Origin of the sequence: Leptobacterium flavescens (assembly GCF_010671605.1) — a bacterium.
Taxonomy (GTDB): Bacteria; Bacteroidota; Bacteroidia; order Flavobacteriales; family Flavobacteriaceae; genus Leptobacterium; species Leptobacterium flavescens.
In genome coordinates this window covers 1-21831 of record NZ_JAABOO010000002.1, presented here as the reverse complement: position 1 = coordinate 21831, position 21831 = coordinate 1, and the positions used below count along the sequence as shown (strand labels likewise).

Below are 21831 nucleotides of genomic sequence, written 5' to 3'. Positions count from 1 at the left end.
ATGTTTTGTTTATACCTGATCTTTTTTAATCCATTTGGGTACCGGCTTAGGCCTGTAGTTGTTCATTTTATGCAGTAATTCATCAACAGTACTTCCAACGAGAAGCATCTCGTAATTTTCAATTTTAAGGAAGCCTTTTTTCACCATGTGTTCCAGGAATTTCAGTAAATGATCATAAAAACCGTTTGTATTAAGTAGTCCTACCGGTTTTTGATGAAGGCCCAATTGTGCCCAGGTAATCATTTCAAACAATTCCTCCAATGTTCCGAAACCTCCCGGTAAGGCAATAATCGCATCCGACAGTTCGTGCATTTTCAGCTTGCGCTCATGCATATTCCTCGTGGTGTACAATTCGGTAAGGCCGAGATGAACAACCTCTTTCATTTTAAGGAATTCGGGAATAACCCCTATAACTTTTCCATGATGATCCAGGCAAGCTTTGGCCAGTTGACCCATGACCCCTATTTTGGCTGCTCCGTATACCAGAGCGATCTCCAGTTCGGCAAAACGCCGGCCCAATGCACGGGCTTCATCTATTACTTTCTGATCATTCCCTTCACTGCTCCCGCAAAAAACTACTATCCGTTCCATATTAATTTGCTTTAACAGCTCTTATCATCCTGTCATTTTCAAAAATATCCTTTCTCAGTTCTATCTCTGTAAAACCGTACTCATTCAAGAGCTTATTCATAGACGAACTAAGATACTGATTGATTTCGAAGAATATACATCCTCCGGGCATTAAATTATCAACAGCCATAGCAGTGATCCTGCGGTAAAACAACAAAGGATCCTCATCTTCAACAAACAAAGCCAGGTGCGGTTCGTACTTCAACACATTGGCTTTCATCTGCTTTTCCTCCGATCTTCTAACGTATGGCGGATTGGAAACAATAATATCATATTTCTCCGGAAGTGCCTCCAGTTTAAGGATATCGGCCTCTATAAATGTCACTTCCGCTTTATTATGCGATGCATTTTCCCGGGCCAGTTCCAGCGCATCTGCAGAGACATCCATCGCATGGACTTCTGCTTTTTCCAGTAATTTTGCCAGGGAAATCGCAATACATCCGCTTCCCGTGCCTATATCCAGTATTTTTAAAGGGTTATCGTTTGACCGGTCCTTAACCTCATTCTCTATCCATTTTACCAGCTCTTCAGTCTCCGGCCTGGGAATAAGTACATGTTTGTTAATCTTAAACTCCAGGTCGCAAAACAGGGTCTTTCCCAGGATCTGCTGAATGGGTTGTTCTGTCTTTAGTCTGCTCAGGGCTTCAAAAAACTTCTGTTCGGTCTCTTTATCGGCGGTATGTTCGGGAGATAATGCCAGGGTAAAGGCTTTTAACCCGCAATATTCCTCTAAAAGGAGATAAAAAAACTGATCTGTTTCTTCCGGCCCGAAAAGTGCATCCAGCTCTTTGTGGAACAACTGCTGTATTTCCTTTAACCTCATTTAGCCTTCTCCTCCAGTTTTTTTAACATCCATACCGGGCAAACACAATGACCTGTATCTCCCATAGGATTGTCGAGATATTCAAAACCGTTCTTCTCATAAAGTTTCTGAGCAACTTCCATTCCCGGTAAGGTTTCCAGGTAACATTCGGTATACCCCAGTTCTTCAGCTTTTTCCAGGCATAATTGAATAAGTCTGCTTCCGATGCCTTTTCCTCTGGCAACAGGTAAGAGATACATCTTCTGCAGTTCGCAAACTTTCCCTTTATAGTTATCCAGCTGAGATATCCCCGCTCCTCCGATGAGTTCTCCGTTGAGTTCCACCACAAAGTAATGTGCATCTTTTACATCATAGGATTCATACATATGGTTAAGGGATTCATCGGCGTAGGTAGAGCCCGTTTTGGGAACATTAAAATCCTCCAGGACACTTCGTATTATAAAAGCAATTCGCTCATTATCACCCGGAACAATATCTCTTATAATTACACTCAAAATATTCGTTTTTATTATGCTATTTTTGTGCTGTGAAGATACATGAAAAATACATAAACCGCTGTATAGAACTGGCTAAAAATGGTCTTCCTGCAGCCATACCCAATCCATCGGTCGGAGCAGTAATCGTTCACAATGAAAAAATCATAGGAGAAGGCTATACGAGTCCGTATGGCGGGCCTCATGCCGAGGTAAACGCTATTAATTCTGTAAAACAACCTTCTCTTTTACCGGAGTCCACAATATATGTGAGCCTGGAACCCTGCAGTCATTTCGGAAAAACACCTCCCTGCAGTGATCTTATCATAGCGAAAAAAATAAAGAAAGTGGTGATCGGAACGACCGATCCTCACGATAAGGTTTCCGGAAACGGGATCCGGAAACTCCAGGCAGCCGGATGTGAGGTAAATGTCGGTGTTCTTGAAAAGGAGTGTATCGATGTCAACAGGCGTTTTTTTACTTTTCACACAAAAAAACGCCCCTATATTATATTGAAATGGGCTCAAAGCAATGACGGCTTTATTTCTCCCGAAACTGCAGTAAAAGATATTAGCGAAGCAAAACCTCATTGGATCACAAATGCTTATTCCCGGCAGCTTGTACACAAATGGCGAAGTGAGGAAAGCGGAATATTGGTGGGAACCAATACGGTTATCAACGACAATCCAAAGTTAAATACGCGTTCCTGGAACGGCAAAGATCCGGTCAGAGTCATTCTCGACCCTAAAGGAAGGATCCCGCATACCTATGCCGTTTATGATGGAACGGTTAATACGATCGTGCTGTCCGGTGAGAAAGGATCAGTTCCTGAAAACAAAAATATCAGCCTGGAAAAAATGGATTTCACCACAAATGTCGGGAACCAGATATGTGATATCCTCTATAAGCACCAGGTACAGAGCGTAATAATTGAGGGAGGAGCACAGACCTTAAATACTTTTATAGAAGAAGGACTCTGGGATGAAGCGAGAGTGTTTACAGGTAGTTCCGATCTTAAAAGCGGGCTCCGGGCACCGGAATTGAATGCAAATACAAAAGAGGAACACGATATTAAAGGAGATCGGTTAAGCATATACAGGAATACATGATAAAGAACATTATTTTTGATTTTGGCGATATTTTTATCGACCTCGACAAGCAAGCCACTTTAAAGCATATGCAGCTGTTAGGGCTGAAGGAAGTCACCGCAGAAATGACACATATCAATCACGATTATGAGAGAGGGCTGGTATCTACTACCGAATTTGTGGGTTTCTATAAAAATTTGTTCCCAAATGCTTCCGAAAAAGAACTGGAAGATGCCTGGAATGCTATTATCCTCGATTTTCCCGAATATAGATTGGATTTTATAGAATCGCTGGCACGGGAGAATAACTATCGCCTTTTTTTACTCAGCAATACCAATGAACTGCATATTAAAAGAGTTATAGAGCGTATGGGGAAAGACCGTTATGATCGCTTCTATAAATGCTTTGAGCAATTTTACCTCTCGCATGAGATACAACTGAGAAAGCCGGATAAAGAAATATATGAATTTGTCATGAAGCAAAACGGCTTAAAGGAATCCGAATCATTTTTTATCGATGATACGGAAGAAAACACAAGAGCAGCCGAAGCCATGGGTATCAGGAGTTGGAACCTTATCCCTGGAGTAGATGATATTACCAAGTTGTTTAACCTAAAAGAACTCATCCATTGATCTATCTTATTCTCAGTGTCGTCTTTGCCAGTCTTATATTTATCATATTTAAGCTTTATGACCGATACCGGGTAAATACCTTTCAGGCCATTATAGTTAATTATGCTGTAGCCTGTACCGTTGGTATCCTTTCCTATGAAAGTACGGTAGAATGGGCGGAACATCACACAAAATCCTGGTTTATCGGCGCTCTGCTTTTAGGCTTTCTTTTTATTGCGGTCTTTAATGTAATGGCCCTGGCATCACAGAAGAACGGGGTATCGGTTGCTTCGGTAGCCGGGAAAATGTCGGTGGTTATTCCTATTATTTTTGCAGTGATCGTTTATAAAGATCATCTGGGGCCCATTAAACTTATCGGGATCATTCTGGCGCTAATTGCCGTATACCTCACGGCAATGAAACAAAAGAACCTTCGAATAGAACGAAAAAACTTTATCTATCCTTTGCTCCTGTTCCTGGGCTCGGGAGTTATAGACACCAGCCTAAAATACCTGGAGACTACTTATGTAGACCCGGGAGAGGTTCCGTTGTTTTCTGCCACCATTTTCTTTTTCGCGGCAATTTCCGGGCTGCTGATATTGATTTTCAAGGGTATCAGAGGGCAGTTAAAGATAAAAGGGATCAACATTATAGGTGGGATCATGCTGGGAGTTCCTAATTATTATTCGGTTTATTTTTTACTGAAAGCATTGCAAAGCGAAACTTTAAACAGTTCTACGGTATTTACCATAAATAATGTAGCGGTTGTAATGCTCACCACACTTTTAGGGATCCTTTTGTTCAGGGAAAAACTAAGCCCCAAAAACTGGCTGGGAATAGCAATAGCCGTAATTAGCATATTTTTAGTGGCCTCATAAATCTTTTAATTTGGAAACAAACGACCTATATAAGATCATTGCAGAAAACACAGAAGAAGTACTTTTTAAAGACCGGAACAGTAAATTTTTCGGATATGCCTTCCCCATATCTAATGAAGATGAGATCAGGCACTGGCTGGAAGTACTAAAGAAACAGCATCATTCTGCAAGACATTGGTGTTATGCATGGCAATTAGGCGTCGAAAAACCAAAATACAGAGCAAACGATGACGGAGAACCCAGCAATAGTGCCGGAATGCCAATATACGGGCAGATAAAATCCTTTGAGCTGACAAACATTCTTATAGTGGTGGTTCGCTATTTCGGAGGGGTTAAACTGGGAGTAGGCGGATTGATCAATGCATACCGTACAGCAGCCAAAATGGCCATTGAAGTTGCAAAAATAGAAGAAAAGACCATAGATGTAAAGCTGGAGATCGGTTTCGATTATAAGAATATGAATAAGGTAATGCGTATCATAAAAGAGAAAAATCTAAAGCTTGTAGATCAAAAAATGGAGATGAATTGCACCTTATTTTTATCCGTAAGGAAGAAACAAGCCCCTGAAATTTTAGAAATTTTTAATTCTTTATTTGAAGTTTCGGTAAAAAAACTGGAAAATTAACCATCAGATCCATTTAACTTTTCGAGGATATAATCGGGGCATTTCATCGGTTTCATTGTTTGCATATTAATAAATGCCAAAACTGTATTTCCTGTAGTAATTATCTCACGATTTTGGTTGTGTATTTCATAATCAAATTCGATCCTTACAGAGGGGTTCTTTGAAAGGGTCGTTTTTATCGATAAAAGGTCATCGTATTTTGCCGATTTATGAAATTTTAGGTTCAAAGAGATCACCGGAAGCATCACTCCATTTTCTTCCATCCACCGGTAAGAAATACCGAGGTCTCTCAACCACTCAACACGTCCTAATTCCAGGAACTGCGCGTAATTCCCGTGATATACCACTCCCATCTGATCAGTTTCAGAATAACGGACTCTTACTTTTATTTCATGACTTTTTTTCATACATTTAGGAAAATTTTTGAACATTAAGAAATTGTGAATTTAATGTTAGCAAGCATGCAAAAAAAAAACTAAAAATTCAACCCACATTTCATTTTTTTTTTCAAATATTTGTTCACATATTTGTTCTACCTAAAAAACACGGAAGAAAAGTCAATTATCCTTCCACTAAGACTAACCTAACATAATAAAAAAATATACGAGGAATGAACGTGACTGCACAATCGGTATGGGAGAACTGTCTGTCTTTTATAAAGGACAATATTCAACCACAAGCCTATAAAACATGGTTTGAGCCAATTAAGTCCGTTAAGCTCACAGATAACTCTCTGAGTATACAGGTCCCCAGTAAATTTTTCTACGAATGGTTAGAGGAGCACTACGTTAAACTTCTGAAAGTTGCCTTAACAAGAGAACTTGGTGAAAATGCCAGATTGGTATACGTTATCAAAATGGAGAATACCTATGGCAACAAGCAACCCTTTACGGAAAAGATACCGAGTAGTAATCGTTCCCATGTTCAGCCTCAGGAGCTGGATGTGCCAATTAAGAATAAAAGTCCGGAGCTAAAGAATCCTTTTGTTATTCCAGGAATACGAAATATCAAGATAGAATCTCAGTTAAACCCTAACTACAATTTCGAGAACTTCCTGGAGGGAGATTCCAACAGGTTGGCAAGATCTGCCGGTCTGGCGGTTGCCAATAAGCCCGGAGGGACTTCTTTTAACCCATTACTGGTCTTCGGAGGAGTAGGTCTGGGAAAAACTCACCTTGCACATGCTATCGGTGTGGAGATCAAGGATAAATACCCTGAAAAGACCGTTCTTTATATTTCTGCGGAAAAGTTCACTCAGCAGTATATAGAATCGGTTAAAAAGAATACGAGAAACGATTTTATCCACTTCTATCAGCTTATAGACGTATTGATCATAGATGATGTGCAGTTCTTTTCCGGTAAAACCGGAACACAGGACGTTTTTTTCCATATTTTCAATCACCTGCATCAGAACGGAAAACAGGTTATCCTGACTTCTGATAAGGCTCCTGTAGATATGCAGGACATCGAACAACGTTTGTTGTCCAGATTTAAATGGGGCTTATCTGCAGAATTGCAGAGTCCGGATTATGAGACCAGAGTATCCATCCTCAGAAACAAACTGTACAGGGATGGTGTTGAAATGCCGGAAGAGATCATAGATTATGTTGCCAAGAATATAAAGACCAATGTTCGTGAACTTGAGGGTGCTATCATCTCTCTTATCGCTCAGTCTTCTTTCAACAAAAAAGAAGTTACTTTAGACCTGGCAACACAGATCGTAGAGAAATTTGTAAAAAATACCAAAAGAGAGGTATCTATCGATTATATTCAGAAAGTGGTTTCCGATTATTTTCAGATGGATGTATCTACTCTTCAGTCCAAGACCAGAAAAAGACATATTGTTCAGGCCCGCCAATTAGCTATGTTTTTTGCTAAGAAATTTACCAAAGCTTCTTTGGCTAGTATCGGATCCCAGATCGGAAAACGGGATCACGCTACCGTATTACATGCCTGTAAGACCGTTGATAATTTAGCAGAAACCGATAAGCAGTTTAGGAAATACATAGACGATTTGACTAAAAAGCTTTCCCAATAACCCCAACGCTATGAAAACCAGCATCCTTATGGTGTGCTTAGGAAATATCTGCCGATCTCCTTTGGCAGAAGGGATCTTAAAATCCAAAATACTAAAATCACATGCTTTTGTAGACTCAGCCGGAACAGGAGGTTATCATATCGGTGAACTTCCGGACAAACGCTCTATTTCGGTAGCTAAAAAATACGGGATCGATATTACAGATCAGAGGTGCAGGCAATTTAAAGCGAATGATTACGATAAATTCGACCTGATCTACGTAATGGACAACAGTAACTACGAAGATGTTATCCGCCTGGCAAGGACCGAAGAAGACAAGCAAAAAGTTCAGCTTATCCTGGACGAGATCTTCCCGGGAGAGAACGTAGATGTCCCGGATCCGTACTACGGAGGAGATCACGGCTTTGAAAACGTGTACAGGATGCTAGACGAGGCCTGCGATCGTATTGCCGAAAAAATAGCGAACTAGGCCCTTATCTGTCTGTTTTCAGATATTTACAAATAATTTTATCTTTAACCTCATTAACTGCTACCTCCAAATTACTATGGAATTAGGAAAACTGTATTTAATCCCAACCACTTTAGGAGACACTGAGCCACTGGAAGTATTACCCATTTCCATAAAGAGGATCATTGAACAGGTTGATGATTACATAGCCGAAAACGAAAAAGCTGCAAGGCGATTTATAAAAAAGGTCAGCTCCGGTAAAGCTCAGGGCGGTCTGAATTTTCAGTTGCTGAACAAATTTACCGAGGCGATCGAGATCCAGGAATATCTTAACCCCTGTCTGGAAGGCAGGAATATAGGACTGATGTCGGATGCAGGATGCCCGGGAGTTGCAGATCCCGGCGCGGAAGTTGTTCGTTTAGCTCATTCTAAAGGCATACAGGTAATACCCCTTGTAGGCCCCTCCTCTATTCTGATGGCAATGATGGCCAGCGGAATGAACGGACAGAGTTTTGCTTTTAACGGTTATCTTCCCATAGATAAATCGGAACGCAAAGCCGCTATCAAAAAGTTCGAGAAAAGATCTAAAGAACTCAATCAGTCCCAGGCCTTTATAGAAACCCCTTATCGCAACGATAAACTGCTCTCCGATTTTAAATCTGCTTTAAGCGAGCATACACGCCTGTGCATTGCATGTGATATCACTTTACCGACTGAATATATAAAAACCCAATATATAAGCGAGTGGAAGAAAACCAATATAGAGCTCCACAAACGCCCCTGTATTTTCATAATACACAGGGAATAAAAAAACCCCGACAATAATGCCAGGGTTTGTTTTCTCTTATTTAAAGATCCTTAGATCTTACTAGCTGCTTTTGCGGTTCTCATAGGTTCAATATGAGATGTGTCATAGCCGGAAAATTTCTTCATATAGTACTGAACAGATGCACCATTTGCGTCTTCAAATACTATTTTTCCTCCGGATCTGAGGTATTTCTTAACGTTACCAGCTCCACCGAGGTGCGCCGCAGCAAGAATCCCAGATTCCGTTACCAGGACACCGTTAAAGGTCCTACCTACATACCGCTGAATATCTTTTCTTAATATCCATTTGTTTCTTGCGGTATTAGCAATAAATGCTTTTTCCTGCAACTGAGGGTTACTCAGAAAAAGACTTTTATTGTAAACCCCCAGTAATTCGAGGGTTGATGCACCAAACTGGTATTTACCTAAGTATCCCAGATAATTGGTGATGAAATAATCTCCTCTGGATTCTTTAAAAGCCAAAGCTTCCTTGAATCCGACAAAAGATTTACCTAAAAAAGGAGGTTGAGTTATGATTTGGGTTGGGGTGATTGATTCGGGTTTTTCAATATTTACCGTGTATTCCAACGGTTCCTTTACTACATAATTTTCATGAACGATGACTTTTTTTGTTTTTAAGGTAAAGCCTAAACTTATTGTTACCACAGCAGCTACTAAAATTGTTAATTTTAATACGCTTTTTCCCATAAAATTTGTTTTCTTTAAGCCTTACGTTGGTCGCACCAATTGCTTAAAAATTACAGCCTGCAAAGATACAACTATTTGGGAGAATTCAAATTTTATTAGTTAAAGTATCCTTAAAACTAGTCAAATCACATTTACCTTCTAATTTTCTGAGCGTCTAACCACCTGATATACTGGCGTTTATTAGCGTTGTGCTGGGCATTGGTTTTAGCAAATTTATGATAGCCAAAATTGCTTATATCAGCCACAAAAAACAGGTATTCGTGCTTCTCGGCATTAAGGACAGCGTCAATTGCAGAGATATCGGGCATAGAAATTGGTCCCGGAGGTACACCTGCATTTTTGTAAGTATTGTAGGGGGAATCCAGCTCCAGGTCTTTATACAGCACTCTTTTGATAATAGTGTCCTGAGTACCGAAATGCTTCTTTAGAGCAAAAATTACAGTCGGATCTGCCTGTAGCGGAATATTCTTTTTTAAACGATTTAAGTATACTCCTGCCACCCTTGGACGTTCATCAATTTTTTTACTCTCTTCATGTACTATTGCAGCAAGAGAGATCACTTCTGTTTCATCAAGGCCTATTTCTGCCGCTTTTTTCTTTCTGTCCTCATTCCAGAACTTTCCATATTCCTTAAGCATCCTGTCTCTGAATTCTTCTCCGCTGGTGTTCCAGAAAAGCTGATAACTGTTAGGCAGGTACATCGCCAGGGAAGTATCTTCATTAAAACCGCTTTCTCCAAGGAACTGAGGATCTTTAAAGGCAGTGATAAGCTCCGTACTGTCGGCTTCTATCTGTTTAGATATCCTTCCGGCGAGTTTTTCCAGGGTCTCCTGATTGTTAAAAGTAACATTGATAGCCTGATTGGCACTTCTGAGCGTATTAATGATCTCGTTGTTATTCATTCCCGGACGCAAAGCATATCTTCCCGCCTTGAAATTGTCTGCATATCCTTTTTTTCGAGCCACCATATCAAAGCTTCCCATATCCTTTAGCAGAGGAAGAAGTTGTTCTCTGATATCCTCATAACCGGCATCTGACGGGATGAGCACATAAGCTTTTTCATTGTTAAAAGCTGTATTGGGCGAAAAGATCGCGTTATAGATACGGTATACAAAGAAACCACCTATAAGGATCCCCAAAACGGCAATAACCACTAAAATTTTTCGTAAGTACATTTTATTTATTGATTTTTTGGAACAGTAATTCATCTACATAGCTACCTCCAACATAATTCCAGTCTTTTTTGACCCCTATTTTCTTGAAGCCCATATTTGAGAACAGGCGTACGCTGGCGGTATTATCTGCAGCTATATTAGCGTATAGCTGATGTATATTAAGGTGATGAAAGGAATACTCCGATATGAGTTTTAAAGCTTCCTTCCCTACTCCTCTTTTTCTTTCTTTTTCCAGGACCACAATACCTATCCCGGCCCTGCTGTTCTTCGGATTAAAATCGAAGAGATCTACTAAACCCAGTAAATTTTTATCGTAATCGGAGATCGCCAGGCGCAGTTGCTTTACTTCATAAATATCTTTATGACTGTTCCTGAGATATTGCTTTAAAATAAACTTCGAATAAGGAGTGAGGGTCTCACTCACTTCCCAGATAGATTCGTCGTTCTCAAGTTGATACAGAAAATCCAGGTCTCCCGGTTCGAGAGCTCTTAAAAAAATCGTATCTCCTTTTAATTTTAGCATTCAACCTCTCCTTTAAAAACCTGTACGGCCGGACCTTCCAGGAATATATTTTTATACGCTCCTCCATCCTTATCAAAAGAAACATTGAGCTCTCCTCCCTGGGTTTTAAGCAGGATGCTGTTCCCGTTGGTTTCTCCCAGATGGTTCATAGCTATAGCTACGGCAGTTACTCCGGTCCCGCAGGAAAGTGTTTCATCTTCCACTCCTCTTTCATAAGTACGGACTGCAAAAATGTCATCGGACTCCTTTTCAACAAAATTAATATTGCTGCCAGATTTTCCGTATTTCCCATAACGTATGGCGGCTCCCTTTTCCTTAACGTCCAGTGCCTGCAGTTCATTTTCAAATTGAACGTGGTGAGGCGATCCTGTATCCAGGAAGACATAATTATTCAGTTGAGAAACATCATCTACATTCTGCATCTGTAAACTTACTCTTTTATCGGAAATACTGGCATAGTGCATCCCGTCTATAGCTTCAAAAGTAGCTTTATCCTCAATAATACCCAGAAAATTTGCAAATGCTACAATACATCTTCCTCCGTTACCGCACATAGAACTTTCATTACCATCAGCATTAAAATATACCATTTTAAAATCGGCAGTAGGATGATTTTCAAGCAGGATGAGTCCGTCAGCCCCTACTCCAAACCTGCGATCGCATAAATGATGAACGAGTTTGGTATCATTTTTGGGAAATTTATCTAAACGGTTATCGATAATAACGAAATCATTCCCGGTTCCCTGATATTTGTAAAATGTAAATAACATTGCAAAATTTTTAGGTTGCAAATATACGATTTGCCCGCTTATTTCTTATTGTTAAACTGCCGTTAAAGTTCAAATTGAATAATAATAAAAAACTAATTTTAATTGTTAAATTTAGAAATTAAATAGATGTATTATGAAAAAGTTTTTAGGCTTGTTTTTAGTTTCTTTTCTTGGTGGGCTTTTTTCACTTGGGATCTATAAAGTGTATTTTGAAAAGGATGCGATCATTGTAGAGAATAAGGATGAGACACCTAAATTTATTACTACCAACTATGCTAACCCAGCTGCCGTCAGACCGATTGTCAGTGCAGAAAATGTAGATTTTACGGAGGCTGCGGAGAAAACCGTTCATGCCGTGGTACACGTACAGAATGTTACGGTTAATAAACGAAGCGGAAGTATCCTTGATTTCTTCTACGGTTCGGAAGGACGAAGAGACAGGGCGCAGGTAGGAACAGGTTCGGGGGTTATAATCTCTCCCGATGGTTATATCGTAACCAATAATCATGTAATTGCCAATTCCTCTCACCTAAGGGTTAAACTGAACAACAATAAAGTATACGATGCAGAATTAGTGGGTTCTGATCCAGGAACCGATATTGCACTTATTAAGGTAGATACAGAAGAAAACCTTCCTTTCCTGGCATTCGGGGATTCAGATAACACCAAGATCGGAGAATGGGTACTTGCAGTGGGAAATCCTTTTAACCTGACTTCTACGGTTACGGCCGGGATCATCAGTGCCAAGGCAAGAGACCTTAATGAAAATGACAGAAGGAATCAATCCTTTATCCAGACAGATGCCGCAGTTAATCCGGGTAATAGCGGAGGGGCTTTGGTAAACACAAACGGAGATCTGATCGGGATCAATACGGCCATTACCTCTCAGACGGGTTCTTTTGTGGGATATGCTTTTGCGGTTCCCAGCAATATAGCCAAGAAGGTGGTTCACGATCTTCTGGAATACGGTAATGTGCAACAGGGTATCCTTGGTGTGCGTGGAGGCGGACTTAACTCTGCCTATGCAGAACGTATCGGAGTAGATGATACCGAAGGTTTCTATATTGATGAAGTGATCGGAAATTCGGGTGCTGAAAAAGCTGGTTTGAAAAAAGGAGATATCATCAAGAAAATGGATAATGTAGAGATCTCCAAATATTCGGATCTTACAGGTTATCTCGGGTCTAAAAGACCTAATGATGTGATAGACGTGACTATTAAGAGAAACGGAAGAACACAGGTGGTACCGGTTACCCTCTTTAAGAACCAGTCATACAGGATCAATTTGCTGAATATTGAAGTTGATAATCTTTCCAAAGCCGATAAACAAAGGTTTAATGTAGATTACGGTGTTAAAGTCTCCAATGTAACTTCTCAGAGAGGTACTTACCTGCTTGATAAGATATTACTTGAAGTAGACGGGAAGAAGGTTAAAAACGTAGATGACGTAAGAAGAATATTTGATAGTTATGCTGACTATGAAGGTCCGGAAAGTATTGTGGTTCTGGACGGGAAAGGTGAAAAGGAAAGGTTAATTTTCGAGTAATCTTTTAAATAACATGAAATTACACAAACCCCTCTTTAGTCGGAGGGGTTATTTTTTTATATTTTTCTTTACGAAAACGATTGAAATTGATACTTTTGCGCAAAATTTTAAATTAAAGAATTTACCATGAGTTTTATTGACACTTATGAAAAAGAATTAGCGTTTCAGGCTGATCGCCGAAGAGCAACCGTTGAGTTTATTAAAATTGTCAGCGATCTTTGGTATGAAAAATCTATCGAACTGGTTTTATTTAGAAATCAGCTAATTGACAGAAGCGTGAGCGAGATCATTAATCTCCATGAATACGCAGGTGCCTTTGTGCAAAAACCTATTTCTATTTTCGATTCTGTAGAGATAGCACAGGCCATTAAAACCATGGACATCCCGCCTTCCAAGATCGATATAGGGAAACTTACCTATGAGTATCATCTGGAAGACAGCAAATTCAACGATTCTACTGCTTTTGTGATCAATAAGCTGAATGATGCATACAGTGCAGAAGAGATCCAGCCAAGAGATGTGGTTTTATACGGTTTTGGAAGGATCGGAAGATTATTGGCCAGAGAATTGATGCTTAGAACCGGGAAAGGAAATCAGTTACGTTTAAGAGCCATTGTTACCAGAGGTTCTGTAAATGCTGATATCCTGGAAAAAAGAGCTGCATTATTAAGAAATGATTCCGTACACGGAGATTTCCACGGAACCGTTAATATAGACGCGGAAAACAATGCCCTTGTTATAAACGGGACTACCGTACATATGATCAGTGCCAATCAGCCGGAAGATATCGATTATACCGAATACGGGATCGAAGACGCCCTGGTTCTTGACAACACAGGAGCATTCAGAGATAAGGAAGCTCTGGGCCGTCATTTAAAATCCAAAGGAGCATCTAAAGTATTACTTACTGCTCCGGGGAAGGAAGTACCGAATATCGTACACGGGGTAAACCACACCGAATACGATCCGGATGAACTGGACATTTTCTCCGCAGCTTCCTGTACTACAAATGCAATTACTCCGGTACTTAAAGTAATTGAAGATACTTTAGGGGTGGTTGAAGGACACCTTGAGACCATCCACGCATATACCAACGACCAGAATCTGGTAGATAATATGCATAAAAAATACAGAAGAGGAAGAGCAGCAGCCTTAAACATGGTTATCACCGAAACGGGAGCCGGAAAAGCAGTTGCAAAAGCACTTCCTTCCCTTCAGGGTAAACTGACTTCTAACGCTATCAGAGTTCCTGTTCCTAACGGATCATTAGCCGTACTTAATCTTCAGGTAGAAAAAACCACTTCCAAAGATGGTATCAACGCTATCATGAAAAAGTACGCTCTTGAAGGAGATCTTGTAGAGCAGATCAAGTATTCTATCAGTAATGAGCTGGTTTCTTCGGATATCGTTGGAACTTCTGCTCCTTCTATCTACGACAGCAATGCAACGATCGTTTCTTCTAACGGAAAAAACCTCGTTCTGTACATCTGGTATGACAACGAATACGGTTATAGTCACCAGGTAATCAGGCTTGCAAAATATATTGCCAAAGTAAGGCGATTTACGTATTATTAGTATATATTGCGCTTATTAGCAAAAAACATTAGCTATTGCGGTAAAAAATTGGGTTCAAAAAAATCCAAACTACCGCAATAGCTCGTATTTAATAGCGTTAGAGTATTACTAATTCCCATTTATTTTTGACATGAAAAACTTAAAACTTCAACTAACCTGTCTCTTGTGTGTTTTTACATTGATTACATTTGCGCAAACCGATGAAAAAACAGGCCTGTCGCTGGATAGTGGCCCTATAGATAGTCAGTTTGAATACGTAATCAAAAAATCCGGCAATTATCAGGAGTATGAAGTGATCAAAAAGATCTGGATCAATAAGTTGAGAAGGAACGTTTCCGATTCTCTTGGCAGGATCAAAAAGGAAACCAATGATCTTTTGAGCAAAATAGATACGCAACAGGGAGAGATCACCCAGTTAAAAGCAGATCTGAATACTACCAATACCAATCTGAGTCAGACTACCAAGGAAAAGGAAAGCATAAGCTTCTTCGGCAGCCTGATCAATAAAGGTTTCTATAAAACCATTATGTGGGGGATCATCGCAATATTAACCCTCCTCCTATTGGTATTTATTTACAAGTTCAGGAATAGTAACATTGTTACCCAGGAAGCAAGAGGCAGCCTGGCAGAGCTTGAAGAAGAATTCGAACAACACAGAAGGAGAGCACTGGAAAGAGAACAAAAACTCAGCCGCCAGTTGCAGGATGAGCTCAATAAGCAAAAATTGATGAAAAAATAAGGTCGCATTTAATATATTAAATGAGTATCGGAATAACCGTGTTTTTATAAGCACGGTTATTTTGTTTTATGGCATTTTGATTATTTTGCAGCTGTAATTCAAATCACCTCACATGAAAATAATAAGAGCTTCCATCGATCATCTCGATATTGTTTCCGATCTCTTTAACGGATACAGGATATTCTACGAACAGGAATCCGATACAGAGGCTGCAAGGTCCTTTTTAATCGACAGAATGGAAAAGGGTGAATCGGTTATTTTCCTCGCACTGAATGAAGATAACAAAGGAATGGGTTTTACACAGCTCTACCCTGTCTTCTCTTCGGTAAGCATGCAGGGGTTTTATATTTTGAACGATCTATACGTAGATAAAAAATACAGGCAGCAGGGAATCGGAGAAGCATTACTGGAAGCCGCCAAAGGCCTGTGCAAGGCAGAAGGCAAAAAAGGACTGGCTCTCGAAACAGCCAAAGACAATCCTGCTCAGAAGTTGTATGAACGTCTCGACTGGAAGAAAGACGATGAGTTTCTCCACTACTTCTGGAAGAATCAATAATTTCCTCCCGCCTATGCTAGGTCTGTTGCTTTTAATATGCTATAAACCCTAGCTCATTTCACAGAATCTTCCCATCTTTGCAGCTCATAAAGACCATAAAAATGCGGATCGATATTATTACCGTTTTGCCCGAGCTTATAAAGAGTCCTTTTGAAGCTTCTATTCTTAAAAGAGCGATAGAAAAAGGACTTGTAGAAGTTCATTTTCACAACTTAAGGGATTATACCACTAATAATTATAAGACCATAGATGATTATCAGTTTGGAGGCGGTGCCGGAATGGTCATGATGATAGAACCCATAGATAAGTGTATTACCCACCTTAAATCGCAAAGAGATTACGACGAACTCATTTATATGACTCCCGACGGGGAGCGTTTTGACCAGGGAATAGCAAATAAACTGTCCCTCAGCAAAAATATTATCATCCTTTGTGGGCATTACAAAGGTGTAGATCAAAGGGTAAGGGATCATTTTATCACCCGGGAGATCTCTATAGGCGATTATGTGCTTTCCGGAGGTGAACTGGGTGCTGCTGTTTTATGTGATGCTGTTATCAGGCTGATCCCCGGAGTGTTGAATGATGAAACTTCTGCCCTGACCGATTCTTTTCAGGACAATTTACTGGCGCCTCCGGTATATACAAGACCCGCCGATTATAAGGGCTGGAAGGTCCCGGAAGTCTTGCTGAGTGGGAATTTCCCTAAAATCGAGAAATGGCGTGAAGAAGAAGCTTTTAAAAGAACTAAAGATCGCAGGCCTGATCTGCTGGAAGAGTAATATTGAGTTCTTTAGCGCTAAAATTCCCTTTATTTTATTGCAGATTAGTAATAATTAAGTATTTTTGCATCCGATTTAGGCCAACCTCTGGCGATAGACGTGAATGTTGACTTGAATAAACCCTAATAATAAAAGCAAAATGGAAGCTTTAGTAAAATTTGTACAAGACGAATTTGTAACAAAAAAAGAATTTCCTGAATTTTCTGCAGGAGATACGATCACTGTTTATTACGAGATCAAGGAAGGTGAAAAAACACGTACCCAGTATTTTAGAGGGGTAGTTATTCAAAGAAGAGGTACCGGAGCATCTGAAACATTTACCATCAGAAAAATGTCCGGAACAATTGGTGTAGAAAGGATCTTCCCTGTTAATATGCCGGCACTTCAAAAAATCGAGATCAACAAGAGAGGTAAAGTTAGAAGAGCACGTATTTTCTACTTCAGAGGACTTACCGGTAAGAAAGCGAGAATCAAAGAAGTTAGAGGTTAATCCTCCCCGCTTTATAAAGAATATCAAGCATCCCGAAAGGGGTGCTTTTTTTATTAACAATTGTTAATAACCCATGTTTGTATTTTGTTGATTTTTAATCACTTAAATTATTTGCATATTTAAATTCTTCTCCTAAATTTGAAATAAGATTTACAACTAATAAGAAAGCCTAATTAGCTGTAAGTTTAAAGAACGTTCTCTAACATAGTTGTTTTTTTAGCGTGTTCGCCGAGAGGAATGTGGTCCAGGATCACAGGAGACCCGGAGAAAAGTTAAGGCGACTTGATACGTGGCGATGCACTATCAGGTAATCTTATGCCGAAACCTAGATTAATGCGAATTATGACGGGAGGTAAGGAGTTAAAAAAATGATTGGGACATCTAATGTTTTCTATTGAATAGCAATATTCCGATAAAAACGCAGATGTTTCATAGGAATAGACGCTAGAGCCGTAGTTAGTTTGATACACATCAGATAAACGTAGGTAACAGCAATGTTAAAACGGTTTTAGTAAAATCTATTTCTTAGAAAGCCATATCAAGAGTAAGCAATTATTAATGATATGGCTTTTGTTATTTTAGTGGTTTTGCTTCGACTATTATTCGCGTTAATACATTGTTAGAAATAGCATATTGATGTATATTTGCGAATCTTAAATTCATACGTAAAACATAATGGCACAAACACCTAAGATAATTTATACCAAAACAGACGAAGCACCCGCATTAGCAACTTATTCATGGCTCTCCATAGTTAAATCATTCACAGAATCTTTCGGAATTAATATTGAAACAAGAGATATCTCCCTTGCAGCGAGAATTCTTGCTAATTTCCCGGAAAATCTGAATGATAGCCAAAAGACATCCAATGCTCTGGCAGAATTAGGAGAGTTGGCTTTAAAACCCGAAGCCAATATTATCAAGTTACCTAATATCAGTGCTTCTATTCCTCAGTTAAAGGCAGCCATTACTGAATTACAGGCACAGGGATTCAATATTCCTGACTATCCGGAAGAGCCGGAGAATGCACAAGAAAAAGAAATCAAATCAAGATACGATAAAATAAAGGGTAGCGCCGTAAACCCTGTTCTTCGAGAAGGTAACTCGGACAGACGCGCACCCAAAGCGGTTAAAAATTACGCTAAAAAGAATCCGCACTCTATGGGTGCCTGGAATCCGGCTTCAACCTCACACGTAGCGAGTATGACCAGCGGAGATTTCCGTTCTAATGAAAAATCACTTACACTCGATAAGGCCGGAAGCCTTAAGATCGAGTTTACTTCGGAAAACGGAGACAAAACCGTACTAAAAGAAAGTGTTCCTGTGCTGGAAGGAGAGGTTGTAGATGCCACTGTAATGAGCAAGCGTGCACTTTTAAGTTTCCTGGAAGAAGAAATTGCAGATGCGAAAGATAAAGGTATCCTCCTTTCTCTTCACATGAAAGCGACTATGATGAAGGTATCCGACCCCATCATTTTCGGGCATGCGGTAAGGACTTATTTTAAAGATGTCTTTGCAAAACACGAAGCTCTTCTTGATGAAGCAGGTGTTGATGTAAACAACGGATTAGGAAACCTTCTTGGTAAACTGGATGAACTTCCGGAAGACAAGAGAGCTATTGTAGAGGCCGACTTGAAAGCGTGCCTGGAAAACGGTCCTGATCTGGCTATGGTAAATTCTGATAAAGGAATTACCAACCTTCATGTTCCGAGTGATGTAATTATCGATGCATCTATGCCGGCAATGATCCGTAGTTCGGGACAAATGTGGAATGCAGATGGAAAGCTTCAGGATACTAAAGCCATTATTCCGGATAGCAGTTATTCCGGTATTTACCAGACAACGATAGATTTCTGTAAGAAGCACGGAGCTTTCGATCCAACAACTATGGGAACTGTTCCTAATGTTGGTCTGATGGCTAAAAAAGCTGAAGAATACGGATCTCACGATAAAACTTTTGAAATAAGTGCTAACGGAGTGGTTCGTGTTATCGACCAGGATGGAAACACACTTATTGAGCACCAGGTTGAAGAGGGTGATATCTGGAGAATGTGCCAGGCAAAAGATGCTCCTATCCAGGATTGGGTTAAGCTAGCTGTATCCAGAGCCAGAGCAACTAACACCCCTGCTGTTTTCTGGCTGGATAAGAACAGGGCACACGATGCTCAGATCATAGAAAAAGTAAATAAATACCTTCCGAATCACGATACTACTGGTTTGGAGATCCATATTATGTCGCCGGTAGAGGCTACGCAATTCACGCTTGAAAGAATGAAAGACGGAAAAGATACGATTTCGGTATCCGGAAATGTATTGCGTGATTATCTTACTGACCTCTTCCCTATTCTTGAATTGGGAACCAGTGCAAAAATGCTTTCTATTGTTCCGTTAATGAACGGAGGAGGGCTTTTTGAGACCGGTGCAGGAGGTTCTGCTCCCAAGCATGTTCAGCAGTTTATGGAAGAAGGGCACTTAAGATGGGACTCTCTTGGAGAATTCCTGGCACTGGCTGTTTCTCTTGAACATTTAGGCGAAACATTCGATAATGAAAAAGCACTGATCTTTGCAGAAACACTGGATGATGCTACGGGTAAATTCCTTGATAACGATAAATCGCCTTCCAGAAAAGTTGGAGAGCTGGATACCAGAGGAAGTCACTTTTACCTGGCTATGTACTGGGCACAGGAATTAGCAGAGCAAAGCAAGAACGAAGAGCTAAGATCTGTTTTTACTCCCGTTGCCGAACAACTTACTCAGAACGCAGCTACGATCGTTAATGAGCTGAATAATGCTCAGGGAAGTTCTGTAGATATTGACGGTTATTACAATCCGAATGAAAAACTCACCACCGACGCAATGCGTCCGAGTGAAACTTTAAACAGTATCCTTCAAAGCATATAAGCATATCTGAAATAAATACGAAAAGCCTCTTTAAAAAGGGGCTTTTTTATTTGGATAGAATATCTCCTAAATTCTGGGCCATAAAAACCAGGTTCACATAAGCGTTCCTGATAGCACTTTCCATATCGCCCGTATTTTCCAGAATAGAAGATACATATTTTAACCCCATTGCTTCCTGTTCGGATTTCGAAAGGGCAACACTGCCACACAGAGCGGCTACAGGTATTTCATGCTCTCTGGCCAGTTTAAGAACCCCGGAGATCGTCTTTCCCGAGGCGGTCTGACTGTCTAGTTTTCCTTCTCCGGTAATGATCCAGTCGGCGCCGTTAATTCGTTCCGCAAAACGAGCAAGCTCCATGATCAGGTCTATTCCGGAAACCAGTTCTGCATCGAGAAAAAGCTTTGTTGCTACTCCCATCCCACCTGCAGCACCCCCGCCTTTAATATTTTGCGGATCGGTTTTAAAATGGTTGCTGAGAAGGGAAGAAAAATGCTTTAGCCCTTCGTCAAGAAATCGGATTTCATCAGGATTTGCGCCTTTTTGCGCAGCATAAACATGAGCAGCTCCTTCCCGCCCGTAAAGTGGATTTCCAACATCACATGCAACTTTAAAGTCAACATGGTGGAGTCTTTTATTAAGTCCGGAAGCATCTATTCTGTTAATAGTACCGAGGTTTTTACCGACCGGAACCACTTCCCTCTCATCGGTATCCAGAAAACGAAACCCTAGTGCATTTGCCATGCCGATCCCGCAATCATTGGTAGCACTCCCTCCTATTCCCAGGATAATCTTTTTTGCACCTCTCTGAATGGCATCCTTTATCATTTCTCCTGTTCCGAAAGATGTTGTATTCATACAATTCCTTTCTTCCTCTTTCAGTAAATGCAGGCCTGAAGCTTCGGCCATCTCAATAAAGGCACTTTTAGTAGCATTGGAAAACAAATAAGACGAAGTAATAGTCCTGAATAAAGGATCTTTAACCTCTGTTTGGATCTTTTCTGCATTGAGGTAATAATTAACCACATCTACGGTTCCGTCTCCCCCATCTGCCAGTGGTAGTTTTACGATCTCAAGAGGTTTGTTCAGTTTACTGAGCCCTGATTCGACAGCATCACAAAATTCGAAGGCACTGAGAGAGCCTTTAAATTTATCGGGTGCTATTACGATCTTCATCTCCGGTCTTTTGGTTTGTTTATACTGATAAATATACTTTTTAATTGTTATTTTTGGGGCAAATTGGCAAGACTTCTATGAATACAGACAGGGAATTACTTCAGAAAAGCTTTAAATTTTTTTCGATTACGGTCATCCTGATGTTTTTAGGGCCGTTTGTTATACACCAGGCCTTTAAGAATGAAGGGCATCCTTTTTATATTCCGGTTCTGATACTAGGTCTGATCATTTCCTTTGGAGCTATTGTTCTGGGGTTTTATAGTCTACGCCTGATACTACGCGCTATTTTTTCGAAAAAATAAGAAAGTTTTATCCAAAAAAAAAGCGTCTATCCAAAGATAAACGCTTTTCAAAGAAGGCGGCGACATACTCTCCCGGTTGCCCAGTACCATCTGCGCTGATGGGCTTAACTACTCTGTTCGGAATGGTAAGAGGTGAGCCCCATCGCTATAACCACCTTAAATCGTCTGTTGC

The 21831-nt window shown here is 40.2% G+C and carries 24 protein-coding genes and 1 rRNA gene; 15 read left to right on the top strand and 10 right to left on the bottom strand.

Translation table 11 applies throughout. The features are described 5' to 3' along the window. Window positions 1-9 precede the first annotated feature (9 nt). Genes GWK08_RS19215 through GWK08_RS07595 form a run of 3 tightly spaced genes read right to left on the bottom strand, consistent with a single transcriptional unit; the run spans window position 10 to window position 1947 of the window. Window positions 10-591, bottom strand: a complete 582-nt coding sequence (locus GWK08_RS19215; protein ID WP_204336032.1) for an LOG family protein — start codon at window positions 589-591, stop codon at window positions 10-12. Between the two features lies 1 nt (window position 592). Further along, complete coding sequence (prmC, locus tag GWK08_RS19210) at window positions 593-1453, bottom strand: peptide chain release factor N(5)-glutamine methyltransferase (protein ID WP_204336031.1); 861 nt, start codon at window positions 1451-1453, stop codon at window positions 593-595. Further along, window positions 1450-1947, bottom strand: a complete 498-nt coding sequence (locus tag GWK08_RS07595; protein WP_204336030.1) for a GNAT family N-acetyltransferase — start codon at window positions 1945-1947, stop codon at window positions 1450-1452. Before GWK08_RS07595 ends, prmC begins: the two co-directional genes overlap by 4 nt. Window positions 1948-1979: 32 nt before the next feature. Between GWK08_RS07595 and ribD the strand changes: the two genes are divergently transcribed. Genes ribD through GWK08_RS07575 form a run of 4 tightly spaced genes read left to right on the top strand, consistent with a single transcriptional unit; the run spans window position 1980 to window position 5128 of the window. Continuing rightward, on the top strand, window positions 1980-3035 hold the full coding sequence (gene ribD / locus GWK08_RS07590; protein ID WP_163606340.1) for a bifunctional diaminohydroxyphosphoribosylaminopyrimidine deaminase/5-amino-6-(5-phosphoribosylamino)uracil reductase RibD: 1056 nt from the start codon (window positions 1980-1982) through the stop codon (window positions 3033-3035). Then, on the top strand, window positions 3032-3646 hold the full coding sequence (locus GWK08_RS07585; RefSeq protein ID WP_163606339.1) for an HAD family hydrolase: 615 nt from the start codon (window positions 3032-3034) through the stop codon (window positions 3644-3646). Before ribD ends, GWK08_RS07585 begins: the two co-directional genes overlap by 4 nt. Next, complete coding sequence (locus tag GWK08_RS07580) at window positions 3643-4503, top strand: DMT family transporter (protein ID WP_163606338.1); 861 nt, start codon at window positions 3643-3645, stop codon at window positions 4501-4503. Before GWK08_RS07585 ends, GWK08_RS07580 begins: the two co-directional genes overlap by 4 nt. Window positions 4504-4513: 10 nt before the next feature. Further along, the gene (locus GWK08_RS07575; protein ID WP_163606337.1) at window positions 4514-5128 is read left to right on the top strand and encodes an IMPACT family protein; all 615 of its coding nucleotides are present in this window, start codon (window positions 4514-4516) and stop codon (window positions 5126-5128) included. Here the strand turns inward: GWK08_RS07575 and GWK08_RS07570 are convergent. Next, on the bottom strand, window positions 5125-5535 hold the full coding sequence (locus GWK08_RS07570; RefSeq protein ID WP_163606336.1) for an acyl-CoA thioesterase: 411 nt from the start codon (window positions 5533-5535) through the stop codon (window positions 5125-5127). The genes GWK08_RS07575 and GWK08_RS07570 overlap by 4 nt on opposite strands. A gap of 203 nt (window positions 5536-5738) precedes the next feature. On the opposite strand from GWK08_RS07570, the gene dnaA reads away from it, so the two are divergent. The 3 genes from dnaA (at window position 5739) to GWK08_RS07555 (ending at window position 8422) form a co-directional block, all read left to right on the top strand. After that, window positions 5739-7166 carry a chromosomal replication initiator protein DnaA gene (dnaA, locus tag GWK08_RS07565; RefSeq protein WP_163606335.1) on the top strand — a complete coding sequence of 476 codons (1428 nt, stop codon included), beginning with the start codon at window positions 5739-5741 and terminating at the stop codon, window positions 7164-7166. A 10-nt stretch (window positions 7167-7176) separates the two neighbouring features. Next, a complete protein-coding gene (locus tag GWK08_RS07560; RefSeq protein WP_163606334.1) occupies window positions 7177-7635 on the top strand; it encodes a low molecular weight protein-tyrosine-phosphatase in 459 nt (152 codons plus the stop codon). Window positions 7636-7711: 76 nt separating this feature from the next. After that, the gene (locus GWK08_RS07555) at window positions 7712-8422 is read left to right on the top strand and encodes an SAM-dependent methyltransferase (protein WP_163606333.1); all 711 of its coding nucleotides are present in this window, start codon (window positions 7712-7714) and stop codon (window positions 8420-8422) included. Between the two features lie 50 nt (window positions 8423-8472). Here the strand turns inward: GWK08_RS07555 and GWK08_RS07550 are convergent, their stop codons facing one another. The 4 genes from GWK08_RS07550 to dapF all read right to left on the bottom strand — a co-directional run bounded on the left by GWK08_RS07550 (window position 8473) and on the right by dapF (window position 11597). After that, window positions 8473-9129: a peptidoglycan-binding protein LysM gene (locus GWK08_RS07550; protein WP_163606332.1), complete on the bottom strand. Its 657-nt coding sequence runs from the start codon at window positions 9127-9129 to the stop codon at window positions 8473-8475. A 131-nt stretch (window positions 9130-9260) separates the two neighbouring features. After that, complete coding sequence (mltG, locus tag GWK08_RS07545) at window positions 9261-10304, bottom strand: endolytic transglycosylase MltG (protein WP_163606331.1); 1044 nt, start codon at window positions 10302-10304, stop codon at window positions 9261-9263. A gap of 1 nt (window position 10305) precedes the next feature. After that, window positions 10306-10827: a GNAT family N-acetyltransferase gene (locus tag GWK08_RS07540; protein WP_163606330.1), complete on the bottom strand. Its 522-nt coding sequence runs from the start codon at window positions 10825-10827 to the stop codon at window positions 10306-10308. Next, complete coding sequence (gene dapF, locus GWK08_RS07535; protein WP_163606329.1) at window positions 10821-11597, bottom strand: diaminopimelate epimerase; 777 nt, start codon at window positions 11595-11597, stop codon at window positions 10821-10823. Before dapF ends, GWK08_RS07540 begins: the two co-directional genes overlap by 7 nt. Before the next feature lie 133 nt (window positions 11598-11730). Between dapF and GWK08_RS07530 the strand changes: the two genes are divergently transcribed. From GWK08_RS07530 to GWK08_RS07500, 7 genes are all read left to right on the top strand, one after another. Continuing rightward, a complete protein-coding gene (locus GWK08_RS07530) occupies window positions 11731-13143 on the top strand; it encodes a trypsin-like peptidase domain-containing protein (protein ID WP_163606328.1) in 1413 nt (470 codons plus the stop codon). Between the two features lie 126 nt (window positions 13144-13269). Then, on the top strand, window positions 13270-14718 hold the full coding sequence (locus GWK08_RS07525; protein ID WP_163606327.1) for a glyceraldehyde-3-phosphate dehydrogenase: 1449 nt from the start codon (window positions 13270-13272) through the stop codon (window positions 14716-14718). Window positions 14719-14848: 130 nt separating this feature from the next. Beyond that, window positions 14849-15457, top strand: a complete 609-nt coding sequence (locus GWK08_RS07520; protein ID WP_163606326.1) for a tRNA (guanine-N1)-methyltransferase — start codon at window positions 14849-14851, stop codon at window positions 15455-15457. A gap of 112 nt (window positions 15458-15569) precedes the next feature. After that, complete coding sequence (locus GWK08_RS07515; RefSeq protein ID WP_163606325.1) at window positions 15570-16013, top strand: GNAT family N-acetyltransferase; 444 nt, start codon at window positions 15570-15572, stop codon at window positions 16011-16013. Between the two features lie 101 nt (window positions 16014-16114). Further along, entirely contained in the window at window positions 16115-16792 is a 678-nt protein-coding gene (gene trmD / locus GWK08_RS07510; protein WP_163606324.1) for a tRNA (guanosine(37)-N1)-methyltransferase TrmD, read from the top strand. Between the two features lie 139 nt (window positions 16793-16931). Further along, a complete protein-coding gene (gene rplS / locus GWK08_RS07505; protein ID WP_163606323.1) occupies window positions 16932-17282 on the top strand; it encodes a 50S ribosomal protein L19 in 351 nt (116 codons plus the stop codon). 675 nt (window positions 17283-17957) lie between these two features. Continuing rightward, the gene (locus tag GWK08_RS07500; RefSeq protein ID WP_163606322.1) at window positions 17958-20183 is read left to right on the top strand and encodes an NADP-dependent isocitrate dehydrogenase; all 2226 of its coding nucleotides are present in this window, start codon (window positions 17958-17960) and stop codon (window positions 20181-20183) included. 46 nt (window positions 20184-20229) lie between these two features. On the opposite strand, the gene GWK08_RS07495 is transcribed toward GWK08_RS07500, so the two are convergent. After that, window positions 20230-21357, bottom strand: a complete 1128-nt coding sequence (locus tag GWK08_RS07495; RefSeq protein ID WP_163606321.1) for a glycerate kinase — start codon at window positions 21355-21357, stop codon at window positions 20230-20232. 77 nt (window positions 21358-21434) lie between these two features. Between GWK08_RS07495 and GWK08_RS07490 the strand changes: the two genes are divergently transcribed. After that, on the top strand, window positions 21435-21659 hold the full coding sequence (locus GWK08_RS07490) for a DUF6095 family protein (RefSeq protein WP_163606320.1): 225 nt from the start codon (window positions 21435-21437) through the stop codon (window positions 21657-21659). Between the two features lie 51 nt (window positions 21660-21710). On the opposite strand, the gene rrf is transcribed toward GWK08_RS07490, so the two are convergent. Then, window positions 21711-21818 (bottom strand): 5S ribosomal RNA (rrf, locus tag GWK08_RS07485). Between the last annotated feature and the right edge of the window lie 13 nt (window positions 21819-21831).

Coding starts and splice junctions, on each gene's coding strand:
- GWK08_RS07570 (WP_163606336.1), bottom strand. CDS start 5,535: ATGAAAAAAAGTCATGAAATAAAAGTAAGAGTCCGTTATTCTGAAACT.
- GWK08_RS07520 (WP_163606326.1), top strand. CDS start 14,849: ATGAAAAACTTAAAACTTCAACTAACCTGTCTCTTGTGTGTTTTTACA.
- trmD (WP_163606324.1), top strand. CDS start 16,115: ATGCGGATCGATATTATTACCGTTTTGCCCGAGCTTATAAAGAGTCCT.
- GWK08_RS07495 (WP_163606321.1), bottom strand. CDS start 21,357: ATGAAGATCGTAATAGCACCCGATAAATTTAAAGGCTCTCTCAGTGCC.
- GWK08_RS07515 (WP_163606325.1), top strand. CDS start 15,570: ATGAAAATAATAAGAGCTTCCATCGATCATCTCGATATTGTTTCCGAT.
- GWK08_RS07585 (WP_163606339.1), top strand. CDS start 3,032: ATGATAAAGAACATTATTTTTGATTTTGGCGATATTTTTATCGACCTC.
- dnaA (WP_163606335.1), top strand. CDS start 5,739: ATGAACGTGACTGCACAATCGGTATGGGAGAACTGTCTGTCTTTTATA.
- GWK08_RS07555 (WP_163606333.1), top strand. CDS start 7,712: ATGGAATTAGGAAAACTGTATTTAATCCCAACCACTTTAGGAGACACT.
- GWK08_RS07530 (WP_163606328.1), top strand. CDS start 11,731: ATGAAAAAGTTTTTAGGCTTGTTTTTAGTTTCTTTTCTTGGTGGGCTT.
- GWK08_RS07500 (WP_163606322.1), top strand. CDS start 17,958: ATGGCACAAACACCTAAGATAATTTATACCAAAACAGACGAAGCACCC.
- GWK08_RS07560 (WP_163606334.1), top strand. CDS start 7,177: ATGAAAACCAGCATCCTTATGGTGTGCTTAGGAAATATCTGCCGATCT.
- rplS (WP_163606323.1), top strand. CDS start 16,932: ATGGAAGCTTTAGTAAAATTTGTACAAGACGAATTTGTAACAAAAAAA.
- prmC (WP_204336031.1), bottom strand. CDS start 1,453: ATGAGGTTAAAGGAAATACAGCAGTTGTTCCACAAAGAGCTGGATGCA.
- GWK08_RS07525 (WP_163606327.1), top strand. CDS start 13,270: ATGAGTTTTATTGACACTTATGAAAAAGAATTAGCGTTTCAGGCTGAT.
- GWK08_RS07550 (WP_163606332.1), bottom strand. CDS start 9,129: ATGGGAAAAAGCGTATTAAAATTAACAATTTTAGTAGCTGCTGTGGTA.
- GWK08_RS07490 (WP_163606320.1), top strand. CDS start 21,435: ATGAATACAGACAGGGAATTACTTCAGAAAAGCTTTAAATTTTTTTCG.
- dapF (WP_163606329.1), bottom strand. CDS start 11,597: ATGTTATTTACATTTTACAAATATCAGGGAACCGGGAATGATTTCGTT.
- GWK08_RS07540 (WP_163606330.1), bottom strand. CDS start 10,827: ATGCTAAAATTAAAAGGAGATACGATTTTTTTAAGAGCTCTCGAACCG.
- GWK08_RS19215 (WP_204336032.1), bottom strand. CDS start 591: ATGGAACGGATAGTAGTTTTTTGCGGGAGCAGTGAAGGGAATGATCAG.
- mltG (WP_163606331.1), bottom strand. CDS start 10,304: ATGTACTTACGAAAAATTTTAGTGGTTATTGCCGTTTTGGGGATCCTT.